The 22099-nt window shown below is 68.3% G+C and carries 20 protein-coding genes; 10 read left to right on the top strand and 10 right to left on the bottom strand.

Going from position 1 to position 22099, the window contains the following annotated elements; translation table 11 throughout:
* Window positions 1-9: 9 nt before the first annotated feature.
* Entirely contained in the window at window positions 10-1404 is a 1395-nt protein-coding gene (locus IEV93_RS13480) for a xylulokinase (RefSeq protein ID WP_188490596.1), read from the top strand.
* Between the two features lie 36 nt (window positions 1405-1440).
* On the opposite strand, the gene IEV93_RS13475 is transcribed toward IEV93_RS13480, so the two are convergent.
* Both IEV93_RS13475 and IEV93_RS13470 read right to left on the bottom strand, forming a co-directional pair.
* The gene (locus IEV93_RS13475; protein WP_371873816.1) at window positions 1441-2979 is read right to left on the bottom strand and encodes a mannitol dehydrogenase family protein; all 1539 of its coding nucleotides are present in this window, start codon (window positions 2977-2979) and stop codon (window positions 1441-1443) included.
* Window positions 2976-4016: an NAD(P)-dependent alcohol dehydrogenase gene (locus tag IEV93_RS13470; protein WP_188490593.1), complete on the bottom strand. Its 1041-nt coding sequence runs from the start codon at window positions 4014-4016 to the stop codon at window positions 2976-2978. Before IEV93_RS13470 ends, IEV93_RS13475 begins: the two co-directional genes overlap by 4 nt.
* 124 nt (window positions 4017-4140) lie before the next feature.
* Between IEV93_RS13470 and IEV93_RS13465 the strand changes: the two genes are divergently transcribed.
* The 7 genes from IEV93_RS13465 to IEV93_RS13435 all read left to right on the top strand — a co-directional run bounded on the left by IEV93_RS13465 (window position 4141) and on the right by IEV93_RS13435 (window position 12434).
* A complete protein-coding gene (locus IEV93_RS13465; protein WP_188490594.1) occupies window positions 4141-5148 on the top strand; it encodes a sugar-binding transcriptional regulator in 1008 nt (335 codons plus the stop codon).
* A gap of 83 nt (window positions 5149-5231) precedes the next feature.
* The gene (locus IEV93_RS13460; protein ID WP_229705180.1) at window positions 5232-6545 is read left to right on the top strand and encodes an ABC transporter substrate-binding protein; all 1314 of its coding nucleotides are present in this window, start codon (window positions 5232-5234) and stop codon (window positions 6543-6545) included.
* A 3-nt stretch (window positions 6546-6548) separates the two neighbouring features.
* A complete protein-coding gene (locus IEV93_RS13455; protein ID WP_188490177.1) occupies window positions 6549-7505 on the top strand; it encodes a carbohydrate ABC transporter permease in 957 nt (318 codons plus the stop codon).
* Complete coding sequence (locus IEV93_RS13450) at window positions 7505-8383, top strand: carbohydrate ABC transporter permease (RefSeq protein WP_188490176.1); 879 nt, start codon at window positions 7505-7507, stop codon at window positions 8381-8383. The genes IEV93_RS13455 and IEV93_RS13450 overlap by 1 nt, the downstream gene beginning before the upstream one ends.
* Window positions 8384-8441: 58 nt before the next feature.
* Complete coding sequence (locus IEV93_RS13445) at window positions 8442-9551, top strand: ABC transporter ATP-binding protein (protein ID WP_188490175.1); 1110 nt, start codon at window positions 8442-8444, stop codon at window positions 9549-9551.
* Window positions 9552-9626: 75 nt separating this feature from the next.
* Window positions 9627-11381, top strand: a complete 1755-nt coding sequence (gene treZ, locus IEV93_RS13440) for a malto-oligosyltrehalose trehalohydrolase (RefSeq protein ID WP_229705087.1) — start codon at window positions 9627-9629, stop codon at window positions 11379-11381.
* Window positions 11382-11414: 33 nt separating this feature from the next.
* A complete protein-coding gene (locus IEV93_RS13435; RefSeq protein WP_188490174.1) occupies window positions 11415-12434 on the top strand; it encodes an LLM class flavin-dependent oxidoreductase in 1020 nt (339 codons plus the stop codon).
* A 58-nt stretch (window positions 12435-12492) separates the two neighbouring features.
* Here the strand turns inward: IEV93_RS13435 and ilvA are convergent, their stop codons facing one another.
* Complete coding sequence (gene ilvA, locus IEV93_RS13430) at window positions 12493-13881, bottom strand: threonine ammonia-lyase IlvA (protein ID WP_188490173.1); 1389 nt, start codon at window positions 13879-13881, stop codon at window positions 12493-12495.
* A gap of 54 nt (window positions 13882-13935) precedes the next feature.
* Window positions 13936-14379, bottom strand: a complete 444-nt coding sequence (locus IEV93_RS13425; protein WP_188490172.1) for a nitroreductase family deazaflavin-dependent oxidoreductase — start codon at window positions 14377-14379, stop codon at window positions 13936-13938.
* A gap of 128 nt (window positions 14380-14507) precedes the next feature.
* Here IEV93_RS13425 and IEV93_RS13420 point away from each other — a divergent pair, with 128 nt between their 5' ends.
* Entirely contained in the window at window positions 14508-14753 is a 246-nt protein-coding gene (locus IEV93_RS13420; protein ID WP_188490171.1) for a hypothetical protein, read from the top strand.
* Window positions 14754-14766: 13 nt separating this feature from the next.
* A complete protein-coding gene (locus tag IEV93_RS13415; protein WP_229705086.1) occupies window positions 14767-15054 on the top strand; it encodes a YciI family protein in 288 nt (95 codons plus the stop codon).
* Here the strand turns inward: IEV93_RS13415 and IEV93_RS13410 are convergent.
* Genes IEV93_RS13410 through IEV93_RS13385 form a run of 6 tightly spaced genes read right to left on the bottom strand, consistent with a single transcriptional unit; the run spans window position 15034 to window position 22002 of the window.
* Complete coding sequence (locus IEV93_RS13410; RefSeq protein ID WP_188490169.1) at window positions 15034-15861, bottom strand: GAF domain-containing protein; 828 nt, start codon at window positions 15859-15861, stop codon at window positions 15034-15036. The two genes, IEV93_RS13415 and IEV93_RS13410, sit on opposite strands and share 21 nt — an antisense overlap.
* Before the next feature lie 60 nt (window positions 15862-15921).
* Complete coding sequence (locus IEV93_RS13405; RefSeq protein WP_188490168.1) at window positions 15922-17409, bottom strand: FAD-dependent monooxygenase; 1488 nt, start codon at window positions 17407-17409, stop codon at window positions 15922-15924.
* Window positions 17410-18648, bottom strand: coding sequence for a cytochrome P450 (locus IEV93_RS13400; protein WP_188490167.1), 1239 nt, complete (start codon window positions 18646-18648; stop codon window positions 17410-17412). It abuts the gene before it with no gap.
* Window positions 18645-20234: an MFS transporter gene (locus IEV93_RS13395; protein ID WP_188490166.1), complete on the bottom strand. Its 1590-nt coding sequence runs from the start codon at window positions 20232-20234 to the stop codon at window positions 18645-18647. Before IEV93_RS13395 ends, IEV93_RS13400 begins: the two co-directional genes overlap by 4 nt.
* A complete protein-coding gene (locus IEV93_RS13390; protein ID WP_188490165.1) occupies window positions 20231-20980 on the bottom strand; it encodes an HAD-IA family hydrolase in 750 nt (249 codons plus the stop codon). Before IEV93_RS13390 ends, IEV93_RS13395 begins: the two co-directional genes overlap by 4 nt.
* A complete protein-coding gene (locus tag IEV93_RS13385; protein WP_188490164.1) occupies window positions 20977-22002 on the bottom strand; it encodes an AfsA-related hotdog domain-containing protein in 1026 nt (341 codons plus the stop codon). Before IEV93_RS13385 ends, IEV93_RS13390 begins: the two co-directional genes overlap by 4 nt.
* Window positions 22003-22099 lie beyond the last annotated feature (97 nt).

Raw genomic sequence — 22099 nt, 5'->3', positions numbered from 1 at the left:
GTGACCACGGTGACTCTCGTGGCCGGAATCGACTCGTCGACACAGTCCTGCAAGGTCGTCGTCCGCGACGCCGACGACGGGGCCCTCGTCCGATCCGGGCGGGCCGCGCACCCACCGGGTACCGAGGTGGACCCTCGTGAGTGGTTGCGTGCCATGCACTCCGCGATCGCCGACGCCGGTGGCCTCGATGATGTCGCCGCGGTGTCGGTCGGCGCACAGCAACACGGGATGATCTGCCTCGACGCCGACGGGAACCCGGTACGGGATGCGTTGCTGTGGAACGACACCCGCTCGGCGGACGCAGCGCAGGATCTGATCGACGAACTCGGCGGGCCTGCCGAGTGGGCGGCACGCATCGGGGTGGTGCCGGTGGCATCGATCACCGCGACCAAGCTGCGCTGGCTCGCCGACCACGAACCGTCGCACGCCGACGCGACCGCCGCGGTCTGTCTGCCGCACGACTGGCTGACCTGGCAGCTGCGGGGCGGTGGAGACCTCGCCGACCTGGCCACCGACCGCAGCGACGCCAGCGGCACCGGTTACTTCTCCGCCGAGACCGGCGCCTACGACCACGACCTGCTGACGATGGCGATGCGCGGCCGAACCCCTTCTGTGCCTCGGGTTCTCGGGCCGCACGATTCTGCGGGCGAGAGCACCTGGGGTGCCCGCCTCGGCGCCGGGGCAGGCGACAACGCCTCGGCCGCACTGGCGCTCGACGCGCGACCCGGAGACGTCATCGTCTCGCTCGGCACGTCCGGGGTGGTCTCGGCGGTGACCGACGTCGGCTCGCACGACGCCGCCGGATACGTGGCCGGATTCGCCGACGCCACCGGACGCCAACTGCCCCTGGTGTGCACGCTCAACGGCGCACCGGTCCTGGCCTCGATCGCCCGCATGCTCGGGGTCGACCTCGACGTCCTGTCCGACCTCGCGCTGTCGTCGGCTCCCGGCTCGGGCGGGGTGTCGCTGATCCCGTACTTTGAGGGCGAACGCTCCCCCAATCTCCCCGACGCCCGCGCCACCCTGGCCGGGTTGTCGGTCGCGAACACCACCCCGGCGACGATCGCACGCGCCGCGGTCGAAGGCCTGCTCTGCTCCCTCGCCGACGGTCTCGGGTTCATCGCCGACCAGGGCGTCGACACGCAGCGGATCATCCTCGTCGGCGGCGGGGTGCGGTCGCGCGCGATCCGTGAGTTGGCACCCGCGATCTTCGGACTGCCGGTGTCGGTGCCCGAGCCAGGCGAATACGTCGCCGACGGCGCCGCGCGTCAGGCGGCGTGGGCGCTGACCGAGGCCGCCACGCCGCCGCGCTGGTCGCAGTCGGGAACCGAACGGTTCGAGGCCGACCCCGACCCGTCGATCCTCGAGCAGTACCGCGCCGCGCAGGCCCGGACCTACCGCTGAGGCCCGACGCCGGGAACGACCGCCTGCGCGCGTCGATCAGGAGGCGTCGCCCACCAACTCAACGAGCGTCTCCCGGGCTCCACGCTCGCGCAGCGACGTCAGCGCCCATGTGTAGGACTCCATGAACGTCGCGTCGTCGGCAAGGTCGCCGAACAGGTCGGTGACCCCGACGAAGGCCCGCGGGTCCTGCTGACTGTCACGCGCCAACGGCGACAACATCTCAGCGCGCTGATCGACCACCTCGATGGGCTCCCCCTGCTCGTCGAGCCCCTCGGCGTATCGCGTCCAGGACGCCACCACCGCCGCCGCGACGGTGACCGATCCGCCGTCGCGTAGGCGCTCGACGATGACCGGTACCAGCCACTGCGGGATGCGATCGGACGACTCTGCGCACAACCGGGCGATGGTGTCGCCGATCGCCGGGTTGGAGAACCGCTCGAGCAGGGTGTCGATGTACTCGTCGACGTCGACCCCGGGGACGGCGGGCAGGGTCAGACGACCCTCCTTCTGCATGTATGCGCGCAACAGGCTCTCCAGCAACGGATCCCGTGCAGCCTCGTCGACCAGCCGGTATCCCATCAGGTAACCGAAGTAGCACAACGTCTGGTGGCCGGCGTTGAGGAGTCGCAGCTTCATCAGCTCATACGGGGCGACGTCGGCGACCATCTGCACCCCGACGTCCTCGAACGGCGGTCGTCCGTCGGCGAAGTCGTCCTCGAGCACCCATTGGGTGAAGGGTTCGGCGACGACCGGCCATCGGTCGATGAGTCCGGTCCGCGCCGCCACCTCGTGTGCGAGCTCGGCCGGTGTGGCCGGCGTGATGCGGTCGACCATCGAGTTCGGGAAGCTGGTGTGCAGCTCCATCCACTCCGCGAGGTCGCGATCCTTGGCGTGCGCGAACGCGGTGAACACACGCCGCGCCATGTGGCCGTTGCCCGGGATGTTGTCGCAGCTCATCACGGTGAACGATGCGATCCCACGCTCGCGGCGGCGATGCAGCGCCTCGGTGATCAGTCCGAACGTGGTGCGCGGGATCGCGTTCGGCGCGAGATCGGCCTCGACGTCGGGCGCACGCAGATCGAACTCCCCGGTCGAACTGGAGATGTTGTAGCCACCCTCGGTGACGGTCAGCGACACGATGCGGGTGGTCGGAGCGGCAAGGGTCTCGATGACCTTCTCCGGGTCGTCGGGCGCGAAGAGGTAGTCGACGATCGACCCGATGACCGTGGTCTCGACCTGACCGTCGGGGTGTTTGAGGGTCAGGGTGTACAGACCGTCCTGGGGTGCGAGCGCGTCGCGCATGCGCTTGTCACCCGGCAGCACGCCGACGCCGCAGATGGTCCACGGCATGTCCGAACCCCGTCCGTGGTCGCCGACACCGCCGAGCAACCGGTCGACGTACATGGCCTGATGCGCGCGATGGAACCCGCCGACGCCGAAATGCACGATTCCGCAGGGCTGCTCGTGACGGGCGTACCGCGGGACCTCGGTCGATTCGATCTCGGCGACATGCTCGTCGTCGAGTGGGGTGACGGGGCCGATCCCCGCCGTGGCGCCGTGGACTGTCTGCGTCACGATGACCGCCTTTCTGCTGCCGGGTGTCCGTCGGACACCAGTTGGGGGAGGACGACTGCCTTGATACTGCCCTCGACGCGATCCGCGTCGAGGGCGTCGGCCACCTCGTCGAGGGCGTAACGACCGGTGACCAGTGCATCGAGGTCGACGAGACCCGCGGTGACCAACGCCGTCGCCGTGGGCCAGGTGTTCGCGTAGCGGAACACCCCGGTCAGGATCAGCTCGCGGTTCTGCACGATCGAGACGGGGATCGTCAGTTCCGCCGCACCCATGCCGACCAGGACCACCCGGCCCGCCGGACGGACCGCGCCGATCCCCGCGGCGATCGCCGACGGCGCCCCGGACGCGTCGACGAAGGCGTCGAACGGCTCGAGGCCCGCGACATCGTCGGGCCCCACGGTGGCCGTCGCACCGAACCGCAGGGCGGTCTCCAGACGGGCGGAGTTGATGTCCGACAGCACGATCCGCGTCGCACCGTGGGCCCGTGCGACCTGCGCGCACACCAGACCGATCGGACCCGCACCGGCGATGAGCACCGACCCACCCGCCACGACGCCGGCCTTGCGGATCGACGCTATGCCCACCGACAGCGGCTCGAACAGCGCGGCGGCGATGTCGCTGACCTCGTCGGGCACCGGGTGGGCAAAGGCGGAACCGATGGTCGCGTACTGCGCGAGCGCACCGTCGATCGGCGGCGTCGCATAGAACTCCATGTGCGGACACAGGTTGTAATCCCCGCGACGCGATTCGACCGAATCCGGATCGGGACGCTGGGGTTCGATCGACACCCGCTCGCCGATCCGCGACCCCGACACCCCCGCCCCCACCGCGACGATGCGCCCGGACGCCTCGTGGCCCAGGACGATCGGCGCGGTCACGACGTACTCGCCGATCCGTCCGTGCCGGTAGTAGTGCGCGTCCGATCCGCAGACGCCGACAGCCGCGATCTCGACGAGTACATCCCCCGGGCCCGGGGTGGGAACCAGTCGCTCCTGTACCTCGACACGTCCGGTCTCGATGAGGACCGACGCCCGCATGGTGTCGGTGATGACCGGTATTCCGGCCGAAAGTGTTGTGTGCGTCACATTCAGGATGCTAGCGTATTGAACATATGAACCGCTAGTGAGCATCTGCTCACGCCTCGACGACGAGGAGATGACGATGACCGCGCCGCAGTCACCCCGTCAGTCCGGTGTCACGGCCGACTCCGGCCAGGACATCCGACTGCTGCTGCGTGCCGCGACCATGTACCACCTCGAAGGGGCCACGCAGGCCGAGATCGCCGCCCGCCTCGGGGTGTCGAGGCCGACCGCGGGACGTCTCGTGCAGCGGGCACGCGCCCAGGGCCTGGTCACCGTCAGCGTCGCCGCCCCCGATCACCTCGGCAGCTCGATCCACCCGGACGCCGAGCGGGAGATGGAGCAGGCCTTCGGTCTCGACGAGGTCCTGATCATGGACTCCCCCGCCGATGGCACCCCGTCGGGCGACGCCGCCCTCGGACGGGCCGGCGCGTCGGTCCTGGCCCGTCGGATCCAACCCACCGACACCTTCGGGTTCACCTGGGGTCCCGAGCAGGTCGCCGTCGCCGATGCGCTGACCGCACGCAACGCCTCGTGCCGTCGCGTGGTGCAGATGGACGGGTCGATGTCGTCGATCGACTACCACACCGGCGTCGATCACGCGCTGTCCCGGTTCTCCGAACAGCTTCGCGCACAACCGATGCGCCTGATCGCACCGCTGTACGCAGACGCCGACACCGTCACCGCGATGCGCCGCGACTCGATCCTCTCGCAACCGTTGCTCGCCGCCGAGAACGCCGAGGTGATGCTCTTCGGCGTCGGCTCGGTCTCGACGTCGACCACCCTGTTCGAGGGCTCGTTCATCGACAGCGCCGTGCTCGTCGAGCTCGAGCACCTCGGCGCGGTCGGCGAGATCGGCGGGCGTTTCTACGACATCGACGGGGTCCCGGTCGACTCATCCCTCGTCGGCCGCACCGTCTCGGTGCCGCTGTCGCACGTGCACGAGTGCACGACCACCATCCTCGTCTCCGGCGGAGCTCATCGCCAGGAGTCGATTCTCGGGGCACTGCGCGGGGGGTTCGCGACCATCCTGGTCACCGACCTCGCGACCACGCAGTGGCTGCTGTCAGAACAGAAAGGTCAACGGTGACTGTACAACTCACGACTGCGGGGGCAGGCCTCCGCCGAATGATAGGGCGGTCCTGGCGCCGCAGAACGGCAGGTGTCGCCGTGATGGCGACCGTCGGGCTGGCCGCGTCCGCCTGCGCGGGGGCGGGTTCGTTCACCGACGGCGGCGGCGAGTCGGTCACCATCGCGCTGGTGTCCAACTCGCAGATGACCGACGCGATCTCGCTGTCCGGACAGTTCGAGAAGGACAACCCGGGCGTCAAGCTCAAGTTCGTCACCCTCTCGGAGAACCAGGCACGCGCGAAGATCACCGCATCGGTGGCCACCGGCGGTGGCGAGTTCGACGTGGTGATGATCAGCAATTACGAGACCCAGCAGTGGGCGGAGAACGGGTGGTTGGTGAACCTGACCCCGTACATGAACTCGGTGCCCGACTACGACGCGAACGACTTCATCCCGACCCTGAAGGACGCCCTGTCCTACCAGGGCGGGATGTACTCCGCACCGTTCTACGGGGAGTCGTCATTCCTGATGTACAACAAGAAGATGTTCGCCCAGGCCGGCGTGAGCCTGCCCGCGAAACCCACCTGGCCGGAGGTGGCCGAGGTCGCCGCGAAGCTCAACCGCGGCAACGTCTCCGGGATCTGCCTGCGCGGCAAGCCCGGCTGGGGTGAGGTGCTCGCCCCGCTCGACACCGTGATCAACGCCTTCGGCGGCCGGTGGTACGACGAGAACTGGAACGCTCAGCTGACCAGTCCACAGGTGACCGCGGCGGTGAAGTTCTACGTCGACACCGTCCGCAAGTACGGCGAGCCCGGCGCGGCGTCGTCCGGCTTCCAGGAATGCGGAAACCTGTTGTCGCAGGGGCAGACCGCCATGTGGTACGACGCGACGTCGGCGGTGTCGGTGCTGGAGAGCCCGGACACCTCGACCATCGCCGGTGACGTCGGCTACGCGCAGGCGCCGAGCATGGCCAAGGGCGACAACGGGTGGCTCTACACCTGGTCGCTGGGCATCCCGTCGTCGAGCAAGAAGAAGGACGACGCCTGGAAGTTCATCAACTGGATGACCAACAAGAAGTACATCGCCTACGTCGCCGAGAAGCTCGGGGCCAGCCACGTCCCGCCGGGCAGCCGACTCTCCACCTACGAGCTGCCCGCCTACAAGGAGGTCTCACAGGCCTTCGCCGAGCCCACACTGTCGGCGATGAAGGCGGCCGACCAGCTCAAGCCGTCGCTCGAGCCCGTGCCCTACACCGGCGTCCAGTTCCTCGCCATCCCGGAGTTCCAGGACCTCGGAACCCGCGTCAGCCAACAGATCTCCGCCGCGATCGCGGGGCAGATCAGCGTGGAGGACGCGCTCAAGCAGTCGCAGACCTACGCCGAGACCGTCGGCAACACCTACAAGAACGAGAGGTGACCCGTGGCCACCGCACTTGCCGAACCGGACGCTGACGCGTCCCGCGAACGGACGCCCATCACCTCCGGGCGTGACCACATCACCCGTGCCGAGGGCTGGCGACGACGTGGGCCACTGCTCCCGGCGCTGATCTTCATGGTCATCGTCACGCAGATCCCGTTCATCGTGACGCTGTACTACTCGACGCAGTCGTGGAACCTGGTCCGCCCGGGTTCACGGGAGTTCAACTGGCTCAACAACTACGTCCAGGTCTTCAAGGACACCCAGTTCTGGACCGTCACCCTGAACACGGTGCTCCTCATCGTCGGGACGGTGATCATCTCGGTCGTGTTCGGCCTGATCTTCGCCCTGCTGCTGGATCGCAAGTTCGTCGGCCGCAGCATCGTCCGCACCCTGCTGATCACCCCGTTCCTGGTGACCCCGGTCGCGTCGGCGCTGCTGTTCAAGACCAGCCTGCTCTCCCCCACCAGTGGACTGCTGAACTACGCGCTGAGTCCGTTCGGCGTCGAGACCGACTGGCTCAGCGAGTATCCGCTCGCCAGCGTCATGGGTGAACTCGTCTGGCAGTGGACGCCGTTCATGATGCTGCTCATCCTCGCCGGCCTGCAGTCGATGCCCAAGGACATCTCCGAGGCCGCGAAGGTCGACGGCGCCACCAGCTTCCGGCTCTTCCGGGAGCTGACGCTGCCCCACCTGCGGCGGTTCATCGAACTCGGCACCGTCCTCGGCGCGATCTACCTGGTGAACACGTTCGACGCGGTCTACATGATGACCTCCGGCGGACCCGGTGTGGCCAGCTCGAACCTACCGTTCTACATCTACCAGCGGGCCTTCCTCGGCTTCGACATCGGCCAGGCCGCGGCCATGGGCGTGGTCACCGTCATCGGCACCATGGTGGTGGCGACGCTGGCCCTCCGACTCATCTTCAAGTCCTTCAGCGGAACCCAGGAGGCGGTCTGATGGCCACCACAACCCCCACCCGTCCCGTCACGACCGACACGACACCCACCCCGGTGATCCGTCGCAAGCGGCGGCCGCAGGCCGGTCTGCTGACCGCCTTCACCTGGATCCTGTCCATCGGGTTCTTCTTCCCGGTGCTCTGGATGGTGCTCACCGCGTTCAAGAAGGAGAGCGACGCCAACACCAATCCGCCGACCTTCTTCTTCACCCCGACGCTCGACCAGTTCCGCAACGTCTTCGACGCGGGAATCGGTACACCGCTGCTCAACTCGGTGTTCGCGACCGTCGCGTCGACGATCCTCGTGCTGCTGCTCGGCGTGCCCGCCGCGTTCGCGTTGTCGCTGCGGCCGGTCCGCAAGACCTCCGACGCCCTGTTCTTCTTCCTGAGCACGAAGATGCTGCCGATCGTCGCGGCGATCATCCCGCTGTACGTGATCGTCGGCAAGATCGGGATGCTCGACAACATCTGGACGCTGGTCGTCCTCTACACGGCGATGAACCTGCCCATCGCGGTCTGGATGATGCGGTCGTTCTTCATGGAGGTCCCCAAGGAACTCCTGGAGGCCGCGAGCATCGACGGCGCGAGCCTGTGGACCTCGGTCCGCGAGGTCATCCTGCCGCTGATCTCCCCCGGCATCGCCGCCACCGCCCTGATCTGCGTCATCTTCTCGTGGAACGAGTTCTTCTTCGCGGTCAACATGACCGCGGTGAACGCGCAGACCATGCCGGTCTTCCTGACCGGCTTCATGTCCGGACAGGGACTGTTCTGGGCGCAGCTCTCCGCGGCGTCGGTCCTGGCCGCGCTCCCGGTCGTCATCTGCGGCTGGATCGCCCAGAACAAGCTGGTCCGCGGCCTGTCCTTCGGCGCCATCAAGTGACCGCGCCCACCACCTGATCCGTCCCCGTCACACCTCCCTCCCAACCCAGGAGATCACCATGGCTTCCATCACCTACGACAACGCCTGCTGCGTCTACCCCGGCGCCGACAAACTGGCCGTCGACTCACTCAACCTCGACATCGCCGACGGCGAGTTCGTCGTCCTCGTCGGACCGTCCGGTTCCGGCAAGTCCACCGCGCTGCGGATGCTCGCCGGCCTCGAGGAGATCGACAGCGGCGCGATCAACATCGGCGGCACCAACATGGTCGGCGTAGCCCCCAAGGACCGCGACATCGCGATGGTGTTCCAGAACTACGCGCTCTACCCCAACAAGACCGTCGGCGAGAACATGGGCTTCGCGCTGAAGATGCGCGGCATCGGCGTCGAGGAGCGCAAGCAGAAGGTGGCCGACGCCGCCAAGCTGCTCGACCTCACCGACTTCCTCGATCGCAAGCCGGGCAAGCTCTCCGGTGGCCAGCGTCAGCGGGTCGCCATGGGCCGCGCCATCGTCCGCGACCCGCAGGTGTTCTGCATGGACGAGCCGCTGTCGAACCTCGACGCCAAACTGCGTGTGCAGACCCGCACCCAGATCGCCGCCCTACAGCGACGCCTCGGCACCACCACCGTGTACGTCACCCACGACCAGGTGGAGGCCATGACGATGGGCGACCGCGTCGCGGTGCTGCGCGACGGCAAGCTGCAGCAGTTCAGCACCCCGACCGAGCTGTACGACCGGCCGGTCAACGCCTTCGTGGCCGGGTTCATCGGCTCCCCCGCGATGAATCTGTTCACCGCGCCGCTCACCGACGACGGGGTCACCATCGGCGGATCCACCGTGGCGGTCCCGCGCACCGCGCTCGCCGGCATCGGCAAGCTCGGACTGGACTCCGCCATCGTCGGCGTCCGCCCGGAGGCGTTCTCGCTCAGCGACACCGGCGACGGCGTACCGGCCACGGTGAGCCTGCTCGAGGAGCTCGGCAGCGAGACCTACGTCTACGCGACGGTCGACGACCCGGCCGTGCGCACCATCGACGGCGGCGAGGTCACCCTGGTCTCGCGGACCTCGGTGCGTGGCCCGGCGAAGATCGGTGAGCAGATCCGTCTGCAGCAGTCCGATCCCACCGTGCACCTGTTCCACCCGACCACCGGGGAGCGTCTGGGCGACTGACGTCCCTGCCACACCACGCGAGAGCCGACCCACCGTCCACTGCGGACGGTGGGTCGGTGCCGCTACGGTCATCAGGTGGCGGATCAGCAGGAGTACGCAGTGTGGGCACCGGACGCGACGACGGTGTCGGTGGTGGTCGACGGGTCGTCGTCACCGATGACCCGGGACGGACAGTGGTGGCGGTATCCCTCCGCCGCAACCGATCCCGGACGGTATGGCTTCACCATCGACGCCGACTCCGGCGACGGCGCCCCCGCCGTCCTGCCCGATCCGCGGTCACCCCGTCAGCCCGACGGCGTGCACTCGACCTCGGCACCCTTCGTGGTCGACGAGACGCTGTGGACCGATCGGGGCTGGGCCGGTCGGCCGATCGCCGGCGCGGTCGTCTACGAGCTGCACATCGGTACGTTCACCCCCGACGGCACCTTCGACTCGGCGATCGAGCGCCTCGATCATCTCGTCGACCTCGGGGTGGGGTTCGTCGAGGTCATGCCGATCAACGGGTTCAACGGCACCCACAACTGGGGCTACGACGGTGTCGCCTGGTACGCGGTGCACGAGATCTACGGCGGCCCCGCAGGGTTCGCACGATTCGTCGACGCCTGCCACGGCCGCGGACTCGGGGTCGTCCTCGACGTCGTCTACAACCATCTCGGCCCGTCGGGCAACTACCTGCCGCAGTTCGGCCCCTACCTCACCTCCGGGGCGAACACGTGGGGTCAGTCGCTCAACCTCGACCAGGCCGACTCCGACCCCGTGCGTGCCCACATCCTGGACAACGCGTTGCGCTGGTTGCGCGAGTTCCACGTCGACGCACTGCGATTGGACGCCGTGCACGCGCTGGTCGATCACACCGCCATCCACCTGCTCGAGGAGCTCGCGGTGCGCACCGACGCGTTGTCGGCCGAGCTCGGCCGCCCACTGTCGCTGATCGCGGAGAGCGATCTCAACGATCCGCGCCTGATCACCGACCGCGGGCTCGGCGGATACGGTCTCGCCGCCCAGTGGGACGACGACGTCCACCACGCCATCCACACCGCGGTGTCGGGCGAGCGGCAGGGGTACTACGGCGATTTCGGCAGCTACGACTGCCTGGCGACCGTACTGACCAAGGGGTTCTTCCACGCGGCGACGTACTCGTCGTTCCGCAGGCGACGCCACGGGCGCCCGATCGACCCGGCCGTCGTGCCGTCGACCTCTCTGGTCGTCTACACCTGCAACCACGACCAGATCGGCAACCGGGCCACCGGTGACCGCCCCAGCGCCTACCTCACGCCGGGACAGCTCGCGATCAAGGCCGCGCTGGTGCTCACGTCGGCGTTCACGCCGATGCTGTTCATGGGCGAGGAGTGGGCGGCGTCGACCCCGTTCCAGTTCTTCACCTCCCACCCCGAGCCCGAACTCGGCGAGGCCACCGCGACAGGGCGCATCAGTGAGTTCGCCGACCACGGGTGGGACGCCGCCGAGATCCCCGATCCGCAGGATCCGGAGACCTTCGCCCGATCGAAGCTCGACTGGTCCGAACTCGAGCAGCCCGACCACCTACGGATCCTCGAGTTCTACCGGTCACTCATCGAGCTCCGCGCATCGACACCGGAGATCACCGATCGACATCTCGACAGGGTCGAGGTCGACTTCGACGAGCAGGCGGGGTGGTTCGCGATCCATCGCGGCGCGGTGACCGCGGTGTGCGTGCTCACCGACCAGGCCATCACCGTGCCGATCACCCTCACCCCGCTGCTCACCTTCGACCCGGTCACCGTCGACCACGGCGCGATCGAGTCGTCCGGTCACAACGTCATCATCGGCCGCCGACCGGGCGGCGCCTGAAATACCCGGGTCGGCGTCGGTGTTGGCACTGAGGTGACTGTTCCGTACTCGCTCCTGGACCTCGCCCCTGTCGTCGACGGCACGTCGATCGGTCAGGCGCTCAACCAATCGGTGGCACTCGGTGTCGCAGCCGAGCAGTGGGGATACCGCCGCTTCTGGCTGGCCGAACACCACAACATGCCCGGGATCGCGAGCTCCAGCCCGGCGATCGTCATCGGCCAGGTCGCCCGCGCCACGTCGACCATCCGCGTCGGATCGGGCGGCATCATGCTCCCCAACCACGCCCCGCTGGTCGTCGCCGAGCAGTTCGGGACGCTCGACGCGATGTTCCCGGACCGCATCGACCTGGGCATCGGGCGTGCACCCGGCACCGACCAGGTGACCGCGCACGCGCTGCGCCGCAACCCCGGGGCACTCTCGGCCGAGGACTTCCCCCAGGAACTCGCCCAGCTGCGCGCGTTCCTCGCGGGCGCTTTCCCGGCCGACCATCCGTACTCGGCCATCACCGCCGTCCCCGGCGAGGGATCGAACCTGCAGATGTGGCTGCTCGGGTCATCCACCTTCAGCGCCCAGCTCGCCGGCATGCTCGGCCTGCCGTTCGCCTTCGCCCGGCACTTCGCTCCGCGGGAGACCTTTGCCGCGCTCGCCGCGTATCGCGAGCGGTTCCGACCCAGTGGCGTGCTCGACGAGCCGTACGCGATGGTCACCGCCACGGTGGTCGCCGCCGAGGACGACGAGACCGCCCGCTACCACTCCGGCCCCCAGCGGTTGGCGATGGCGCGACTTCGCAGCGGCACCCCGGGCCGCTACCCCACCGCGGAGGACGCCGCCGCCAACCCCTTGTCCCCCATGCAGGAATCAGCCGTCGCGGAGACGAGTTCGGCCTGGATCGTCGGCGGACGCGACCACGTGGCGTCCGAGTTGCGCAGCCTGGTCGAGTCGACCGGGGCGAACGAGATCATGATCAGCTCGACGCTGGCCGACTTCGACGCCCGCCTCGAGTCGCATCGCATCACCGCCGAGGTCCTCGACGCGTTGGTGCCGGCAGCCTGATCGGCGACCTTCGGTGGCCGGAGTCCCCGCTCGGCGGGACCTCCGGCTGCTTTTGTGTCTAGGTGAGGTAGCGGTATGCGGGCGAACCCGGTTCGAGACGTTCGCTTCTCAGGCGTGACGCGCTCATGCGCTCGAGCAGCGGACCGAGGTCGTTCGACGACCCGAGTTCGACGCCCACCAGAGCCGCGCCGGTCTCCCGGTTGTTGCGCTTGACGTACTCGAACAACGTGACGTCGTCGTCGGGGCCGAGCACCTCGTCGAGGAACCCGCGCAGCGCGCCCGGCTCCTGCGGGAAGTCCACCAGGAAGTAGTGCTTCAAACCTCGATGCACCAGGGACCGTTCGATGATCTCGCCGTAGCGGGAGACGTCGTTGTTGCCCCCGGAGAGCAGACAGACGACGGTCGATCCGGGTTCGAACCGCAGGTCGCTCAGCGCCGCGACCGCGAGTGCCCCGGCGGGTTCGGCGATGATCCCGTCGTCCTGGTAGAGCTCGAGCATCGACGAGCACAGCGCGCCCTCGTCGATGTGCATGACGTGCGCCGACCCTGCCTCGAGCGGAGATGTCCGGGGTCCGACGGTGGCACCCGACGGCAGGTCGGGATGCGCGGCGACGTCGGGTCGCAGATGCGACACGACGTCGTAGCCCAGGCCACCGATCCGACGTACTGCCGCGCCGTCGACGAAGGGGTCGAGTTCGTCGAGAGTGACCGGGCCGCCGGCGACGAGGGCCGCGGAGAGCGACGCCGCCCCCGTCGGCTCGACACCGACGATCGCGACGTCGGGGCTCTGCGCCCGCAGATAGGTGGCCATCCCGGCGAGACATCCGCCGCCACCGACCGGTGCGATGACGACGTCGGGCACCCGTCCGAGCTGGTCGACGATCTCGAGCGCGATGGTGCCCTGGCCCGCCGCGGTGCGGGGATCGTCGAAGGCGTGGATCCAGGTCGCCCCGGTCCGCAGCACATCGGCCTGCGCAGCCGCGGCGGCCGCGTCGTAGGTGTCGCCGACCGCGATCAGTTCGATGGCCTCGCCGCCGTGCCAACGGATCCGGTCGCATTTCTGCTTCGGAGTGGTGGTGGGGACATAGATCCGGCCCTGCACACCCATCGCGGCGCAGGCGTACGCCACGCCCTGCGCGTGGTTGCCTGCACTCGCCGCGACCACGCCCGCGGCGCGTTCGTCGGCGCTGAGCATGGCCATGACGTTGTAGGCGCCGCGGATCTTGTAGGACCGGACCGACTGCAGGTCCTCCCGTTTGACGTAAACCCGGGCGCCGGTACGCGCGGACAACCGCGCGTTGTGCTGCAGCGGCGTGATCTGGACCGCCTCGCGGATCCGCGCCGCCGCGGCACGAATCGCCGTCGCGTCCAGAACGGGGCGCGACGTGGCGTCGTGCGAGGACAGCGGCGGATCTGCGACGGGCTGCGGGCTACTCACGTCCACCATCGTCTCACCACGTGAGCGACGGTGCGGGCAGTGCCCGCAGCCCCGCGCACGGTGTCAGCTCGTGGGAGCCGGTTCGAGCACGAAGACCGGGATCTCCCGGTCGGTCTTCTCCTGGTAATCGGCGTACGGCGGGTAGGCCTCGACCGCCCGATCCCACCACGTCTGCTTCTCCCCGCCGAAGACCTCACGGGCTACGTAGTCGTTCACGTCGGTGCCGTCGCGCAGCTCCACCCGCGGATTCGCGGCGATGTTGAAGTACCAGACCGGGTGCTTCGGAGCGCCGCCCAGGGAGGCGACGACCGCGTAGTGGCCATCGTGCTCGACCCGCATCAGCGGGGTCTTGCGCAGCTTGCCGGACTTGTTGCCGATGGTCGTCAGCACCACGACGGGCATCCCCTGCATGTCGGTGCCCTCCGTGCCGCCCGACTGTTCGATCTTCTCCGCCTGTTCCCGGGCCCAGTCGCTGGTGCTCGGTGCGTATTCGCCCTCGAGTGGCATGGTGTGGATCCTTTCCGATCGTGAGTTCGGGTCTCCGAACTTATGGCTGCGGAGTGCCCTATACTGGAGTTCACCGACCAGGATCTCATCCGATCCCACCCGACGTAGAAGTACGAATCGAGTCTGACATGACGACGCTCACCGCGACCACGGTCTCGCCACGCGAGGCCCGGACGCCCGCCCCGACCGTCGAGATCGCCGGCGTCGACTGGCCGCTGTACAAGGTGCAGGCCATCGTCATCGGCATCCTCGTCGCCACACTCGTCGGAGCCGTGACGCAGTCGGGCGAGCTCACCGCATGGACGCTCACCATCGTCACCGCGGTCGCCTGGTGTGTCCGCCGCGCCGCCTGCGCCCGACCCACACGGGCCTGACGACGTGCACATCGTGACGCTGACCTACACGGCGCCGCTCACCGATATCGACGCCGCGCTCGACGATCACGTCGCGTGGCTGGATGCGAATTATGCCGACGGGACATTTCTCGCCTCCGGACGTCGCGAACCCCGCATCGGCGGGGTGATCCTGGTGGCCGACATCAACCGCGACGAACTCGATCACAGGCTGTCCGAAGACCCCTTCGGACGGCGCGGCCTGGCCGACTACGCGGTGATGACGTTCCATCCGTCGCGTACGGCCGACGGCCTCCACGAGCTACTCGGTGCGCAGCGCTGACCGCTCGAACACCCCGACCACCAGTACCCCGGCCTCGTCGAGGGCAGTCACAGCTGCCGGCTCCGGTGCAGCGATGCGCCCGGACATGACCGCATCCACGACGTCCGGCCTCGTGTCTGTCAACCATGCGAGGACCCGCCCACTCAGCGCGTGCAGCACCGCAGAGGATGTCCCCGTGTGTGCAGCCACCGCCCGCAATGCGACGCGCGGAAGCAACTCGTCGTCCGCCTCGGGCAGTGTCTCGGGTAGTCGAACCGAGACGCCGAGGACACACGGCCCGTCGAAGGTGGCGACGACCCGCATCGCGTAGCGCTCGACCGTGCCGTCCGTACGGATCCAGTCGCCGCCGAACCGATCGCCGATCGCGGCGCCGTGAACGTCGGTCACGGTGCGGCGGATGTCGGACAGGCGAGCGCATCCCGAGAGCCAGTCGGTCATGGTGCGATCCTGCGGGTCGTCGACGAACTCCGGAGAGATCGGGTCGGCGAGTTCCCATGCGAACGCCCACACGGGCGGTTCGGGCGGCGGCGTCTCAGTGGCATCGCCGATCCACATGAGGATGGCGTGGACCTGACGCGACGGCCCCAGGACCGGATGTGCCAGGGCCAACCGCGGTCCCCCGACGTCGAGGAGTACCTGCGACTGCTTCAGGTTGTTGAGGACGGTGTCGAGCAACTGCAGGACGGTCGTGTACACCGAACCGCGGAACATGTTGGAAACCGGACGCCACTGCTTCGAGCGGGGTCCGACCATCACCACCGAGGGCGTCGACCCCGAGGTCTCGACCAGGAACCAGCCTTCGCCCACGCCGCCCACGTCGCCTCCGTCATCCCCGTCACGGACACTGCCGTCGGGCGCCACACGTTATCAGCGACTCAACAGGCAGCGCAGTCCCCAATGTCCGTCGAGGACCTTCACCATCTGAGCCACATCGGATCCCGCACCCGACCACGCGACGTAGCCATCCGGCCGCAGGACGACGATCTCCGGGTACGACTCCGGCAGCCCCTCGGCGACGACCACGTCGGCGAACGGAACCTCTGTCGTCGCCGCGATGCGATCACGCCCCGGCGCGTCGGCCAGCACCACGATGCGCCCACGGGCCAGCAACGCCGACACCGTCGTGCGGGTGCCGTCGGCGACGAACTCGTGGTCCGGGAGGAACTCGCCGTCGAGTTCGCCGACCGACGAACCGGCCGACTCGTACCGCAACGAGTGTCCGTTGATCTTGTCACCGAGCCAGTCGTGAGTGTCTCTGTTGCACAGCATCTGCGAGACCATCCGGCGCATCGGGTCCTGCGAGGCATCGGGATTCATGATCGACGACTGGAGGCGGGTGTTGTCGATGACCCACTGCCCTACGGGTTGACGTTCCGCGGAATACGTGTCGAGTAGTGAGTCGTCGGCGGCACCGGTCACCACCGCAGCCAACTTCCATCCCAGGTTCACCGCGTCGGAGATGCCGGTGTTGAGTCCCTGTCCGCCGAGTGGGTAGTGGATGTGCGCGGCGTCGCCGGCCAGGAACAGTCGCCTGTCGCGATAGTCGTGCACGATCCGGCTGAAGTCGCTGAACCTGTTGAGGTAGTGCGGCGACTCGAGTTCGACGTGCGACCCGACCACGCGGTCGATCGCGGAGCCGAACTCCTCCGGCGTGACCGGCGCATGTCGGTCGGCGACGGGACCGTCGAACTCGAACACGATGATCCGGCTGTCGCCGTACCGGTTCAGGTTGAGCAACGTCCATCCCGCGTCGGTGTGGTTCCAGCCGACACGCAGATGTTCGGGGTGCGGCAACTGCGCGAGGCCGAGGATCGCGCGCATCGTCGGGGCGTACTCGGTCGTGGCGAACCGCCCCGACCGCAGCACCGCGCTGCGGCCGCCGTCGGCACCGACGACGTAGCGCGCAGAGTACCGTTGCTCAGTACCGGCGGCGTCATGGCCGATCACCGTGGCGTGGTCGGCTGACTGCTCCACCGAGGCGACCGTGATCCCCCAGATCACCCGTGCCCCATGCGATGTGGCCTTGACTGCGATCGCGCGCTCGAGGTCGGCCTGGGCGATGCCCATCATGACCGGCCCGTCGATGGTGCGCGATCGCAGGGTGAGCCACGGATAGCCCGCGAACTGGAACAGTTCCGAGGAGATCGCCGTGTGATCGTTCGTGCGGCGGGGTACGGCGACGACCTGTCGGCGGGCCAGCGTCGCGATGGCCCGCGCGTGATAGGTACCCGCCTTCGGGTACTCGCTCACAGCGTCCCGGCTCTCCAACACCACCGCCGAGATGTCTTGCAAGGCCAGCTCGTTGGCAATCAACATCCCCACCGGTCCACCGCCGACCACGATCACGTCGTACATCTACACGATCCTCCTCGCACCGAGATCCACCGGCAGTGCGGCCGGTCGCCGCAATCCCGTCCCCAGATCCCATTCGACATCCGACGGAGCCACACGCAGCGCGAGATCGGGATAGCGCGTCACGACCCGGGTCAGGATCGCGATCAGCTCGGTCTGCGCGAGCGCCGACCCCATGCAGCGGTGCATTCCGTAGCCGTACTGCAGGTGCCGCCCGCGCGGGCGATCCAGCCGGATCTCCAGCGGTGAATCGAACACGGCCGGATCGCGGTTGGCTGCGTTGATGTGGGGGTAGACGATCGCGCCCGCGGGCAGCGTCCCCGCCGACGTGTCGAGGGGACGGGTCAGTTCCCGGGGGAATGACCCCGGCGTGCCGAGCGGCATCAGCCGCATGATCTCCTCCACCAGGTCCGGCACGAGTGCCGGATCGTCGACCACCTGTGCATAGAGATCACGATGTGCCAGTGCGGCATACAGCGTCTTGACCAACATCGTCGCGACGTTGTTGTCGCCTCCCAGGACGATACCCATCACGGTCCCGCTGATCAGGGTGTCGTCGACGGCGGCGAACTCCGGCTGCCGCGCCCGGCGCTTGTAGGTCGCGAGCAGCCCGGTGTCGTCGTGGTCGGATTCGTCGGCGACGAGGTGCTGCACCCAGCCGTAGAGCTCGATCCACGAGTCGACGATGAGCGGGATCTCGTCGCGACGGGCGAGCTGGATCCGCCGACCGAGCTCGTTCATCCATGGCGCGTGATCGCGTGAGATACCGAGCAGCGTGCACACGACCTGCGCCGGCACCAGCCGGAAGACCTCGGTCATGATGTCGGGTTCGGCGGCGGCGTCGAGTGCGTCGAACGCGGCGTCGGCCAGCGTGCGGATGGTCGGTTCGAGTCCGGCCATCGCCCGCGCGGAGAACTCGTGCGACACGAATTCCCGCACCACGCCGTGCACCGGCGCATCGAGGTTGATGAGCACCTCCGGCGCCCAGTTCGTGGGCATGAACGACGGCCCCCCGTCGACATTGCACAGGGCTCGACTGGCCGTGCGGTCGAGCATCAGCGTCTTGACGTCGACATGAGAGGTCAGGCAGATCGCCGTGTGCCCACTGGGCAGTTCGATGTGCTGGTGTCCGTCGTCGCTCGGCAGCTCGCGAACGTAGGGATGCGGGGTGTCGAGTCTCGGGATGTCGACGACCAGCGGGGGCGAGGAAACCGCGTCGGGGCGGTGGATGGTCTGGGTCATTGCCGGATCTCCTCGTGATCGAAGGCGAGAGCAGCGTCGACGCCGGGGGCGTCGTCGGGAAGGGCTGCGGGAGCGGCGACGGGCCGACGCAGCAGGAGCGAGACCACCACGGCCAGGACCACTCCGAGGGCTGCGAGCACCCACAGCAACGGCGTGAACCCGTCGGCGAAGGCGGCACGCAGCAGGCCGGTGTCGACGGTGCGGTCGACACCGCCGATCTCGCCGGTGACCACCTTGTCGACGATGCCCTCGCGGGCACCGGCCCCCAGGGAGTCGGGCAGTCGGTCCCGGACCTCGCCACCGACGCCTGCGGTCAGCGCGCTGGCGAACACCGCGACCACGAGTGCCTCGCTGCCGAGGCGAACCGTCGACACCAGTCCGGACACCATGCCCGAGCGCTCCGGGGCGACCGAGCCGATCGCCTGGCCGTCGACCAACCCGACACCGAGCCCGAAGCCCAGCCCGAGCAGCAGGAACGGCGCCACGATGATGCCGATGTTGTCCTCGGTCCCGACCAGGGTGAGGCCGGCCGCTCCGGCCACGAAGAGCAGGACGCTGCCGCCGAGGATCACCCACACCGGCACGCCCCGGGTGTGCAACGCTCCGGCGATCAGCGGGCCGACGATGACCGGGACGGTCATCATGAGCATCAGCAGACCGACGACACCGGTCCCCAACTCCCACACCGTCGACAGGAACGTCGGATAGTAGGTGAGCAGGGTGACGAAACCGACCGCGCCGGCGACAGGAACGGCGAGCAGACCGACCAGTCGCGCGGAGCGCAGCAGGCTCAGGTCGAGCAGCGGGTGATCGGTGGTCAGTTCGATGCGGATGAACACGCCGAACACCGCCACGCCCGCGACGAGCATCCCGAGCGTGGCCGGTGAATCCCACCCCCACGAATCCGATTGCACGACAGCGGCTATGACCAGCGTCAGGGATGCGGCAAAGGCCACTGCGCCGGGGCAATCCAGACGCCCGCCGGTCTGTGCGGGGGTGTCGTGCACGTTGGAGGCGATGACCAGTGCCGCCGACACCGCGATGACGACTGCGTTGAACCAGAAGATGCCCGACCACCCGACGAGGGCGATGGCCGTCGACGAGATGGTGGGGCCGAGGCCGAGTCCCACCCCGGCCGCGGTACCGAACAACGCGAAGGCCCGCGCCGCGGCGGCACCGGAGAAGGTGATGGCCAACAAGGCGCCCGAGCACGCGAATATGATCGCGGCGCCGACTCCGGCGAGCGCACGACCGATGTCGAGCAGGATCAGCGAGGGTGCGAGCGCGCTGAGAACCGCCGCCCCGGCGAACAGCGCGCCGCCGAGGACGAGACCGCGACGCCGACCGAGATGATCGGCAATCGATCCGGCCACCAGGCTGAACACCGCGAAGGTGAGGTTGAACCCGTTGACCACCCACTGCAGCAACGACGGTGTCGATCCGAGATCGGCGGCGATGTGTGGCAGTGCCACACCGGTTCCCGACACACCGGTCGGCACTACGACCACACCGAGGAGTATCGCAGCCAGCAGGAGGTTTGGTTTGGCGGGCGATGTGGCCCGTACGGATGGTGCGGGTGCGGTCATGCGATGGTCTCCCTGTCTGTGGTGATCGCTTCTGCGATGGCGACTTCCGCGGCGGCCCCGTCCTGAGCACGCAGGAGCGCGGCCAGATCGGCGAGGGTCTGGTCGTTGTCGACGAAACGCACCGCTCCCCAGCCGGCTCTGCGTGCGGCGACACAGTTGGATTCGAGATCGTCGATGAGGATCGCGGTACCCGGTGCGGCACCGATCCGGTTCTCGGAGATCGCGAAGATCTCCGGTTCGGGTTTGCGGCAACCGACGTCGTAGGAGTCGACGATCGCGTCGACGTCCTCGTCGAGGCCCACCATCGGGCGCCAGTGGGCTTCCCACTCACGCACGTTGTTGGTGAGGATGCCCACCCGGTAGCCCTGTGCCTTCAGCTCGAAGACCAGTCGGCGCATGGTCGCGTTGACCTGATGGCCCGCGAACCACTGACGGCCGAAATCGAGGGCCGATCGCGACACGTCGACACCTCGGCAGATGAGCCACCGGTGCATGCGACGGACCCACTCGACCTCGGTCAGGAGGCCGAGCTCGACGGGGGCGAGCACATCGACGCCCAGACCATCTGCGACGCCGGCCATCGCGGCTTTGAGATCGGCCGGGGCGATGCCGGTCACGCGCTCGTACTCGAGGAACAGGTCCTCGATCGGTGGTGACAACACGCCGCCGAAGTCGAGGAACACCGTCGTGTACCGCGTCGCCTCGGTCACCGGAGGGACGGAGTCGATGCGCACCGAGGCCGTCATCGCTGGACCGTCGCGAGTGCTCGGGCGTGCGATCGGGTGAAGACCACTCCGGACGACGCGATGGTCACGCCCTCCTGCGTGATGTCGACGTCGAAGCCGACCACCTGATCGCAGGTGTCGGTCTGCGGCCGGACCAGCGCGCTGGTCGGCAGATCGAGTTCACCGAAACGCGTGAATGTCGCCGACAGCGAACGGATCCGGAGACGCCGTGCGCTGAGACCGAAATACTCGTCGGCACCGACGATCCCGGCCTGACGAACCGCCTCGAAGATCACCGCGCCCGGGATGTGGTCGAGCGGGTGATCGAAGAGACTCGGGTGATGCTGGTCGACGAGGACGTCGATGTCGAACCCGGCGGGGACGTGCCGTGCCGCGCCGACCACCACGTTGCGGCTCAGACCACGGCCCAGAGCCTCGGGCTGGTGAGCACCGACACTGCGGTGCGGATGCCTGCCGGGCAACGGTTCGATGCCCGGCCGATATTCCGCCAGTCCGAGTTTCGCGCGCCCGGACGCCCGGACGCGCGCCCAGACCGGCTTCGGCATCCACTGGATCGACATGGTCATGGTCACCGCCGCCACACCGGCGAGTGTCACCGTCATGTCGAGCGTGATCCCGATGATCGTCTCGTCGCGCACCTTCTCACCGACGATCATCGCACTGAGCTCACCGGTACCCGGTGCCGAGGTCACCGTCATCGCATCGTCCGAGACCACGCTGATCGCACCGGCGTTGAAGATGAAGGACTGATCGAACTCGACCCCGACGTGCCGGTGCGCGATGAGAATCGACGCCTGCCGGAAGCACTCGAGGACGAGCAGCGGGTCGTACCGCCCCGCGGCCGGCCCCACATGATCGCTGTAGTAGCTGTGCGACTTCGGGAAGTGGACGCCCACACGGAAGTTGGGGTAGCGATCGCAGATGATGTCGGTGAGGTAGACCTCCGACAGCGCGTCGCGGTGGACGTGCTCACGCGGCACGAGGGTCGAATGGGAGAGACGAGGTTGCAGAGTGGATGTCACCGGTTGGCCCCTTGCTGAGAATTCGGACGGCAGCACGGTCATGTGATGTCGCTGCGCGACTCCGGGCAGCGTTCACGTGTGCAGGTCGTGTCGAGCG

The organism is Williamsia phyllosphaerae, from assembly GCF_014635305.1.
Taxonomy (GTDB): Bacteria; Actinomycetota; Actinomycetes; order Mycobacteriales; family Mycobacteriaceae; genus Williamsia_A; species Williamsia_A phyllosphaerae.
The sequence above is the reverse complement of the archived record's forward strand: the minus strand, read 5'-3'. Positions and strand labels throughout refer to the sequence as shown.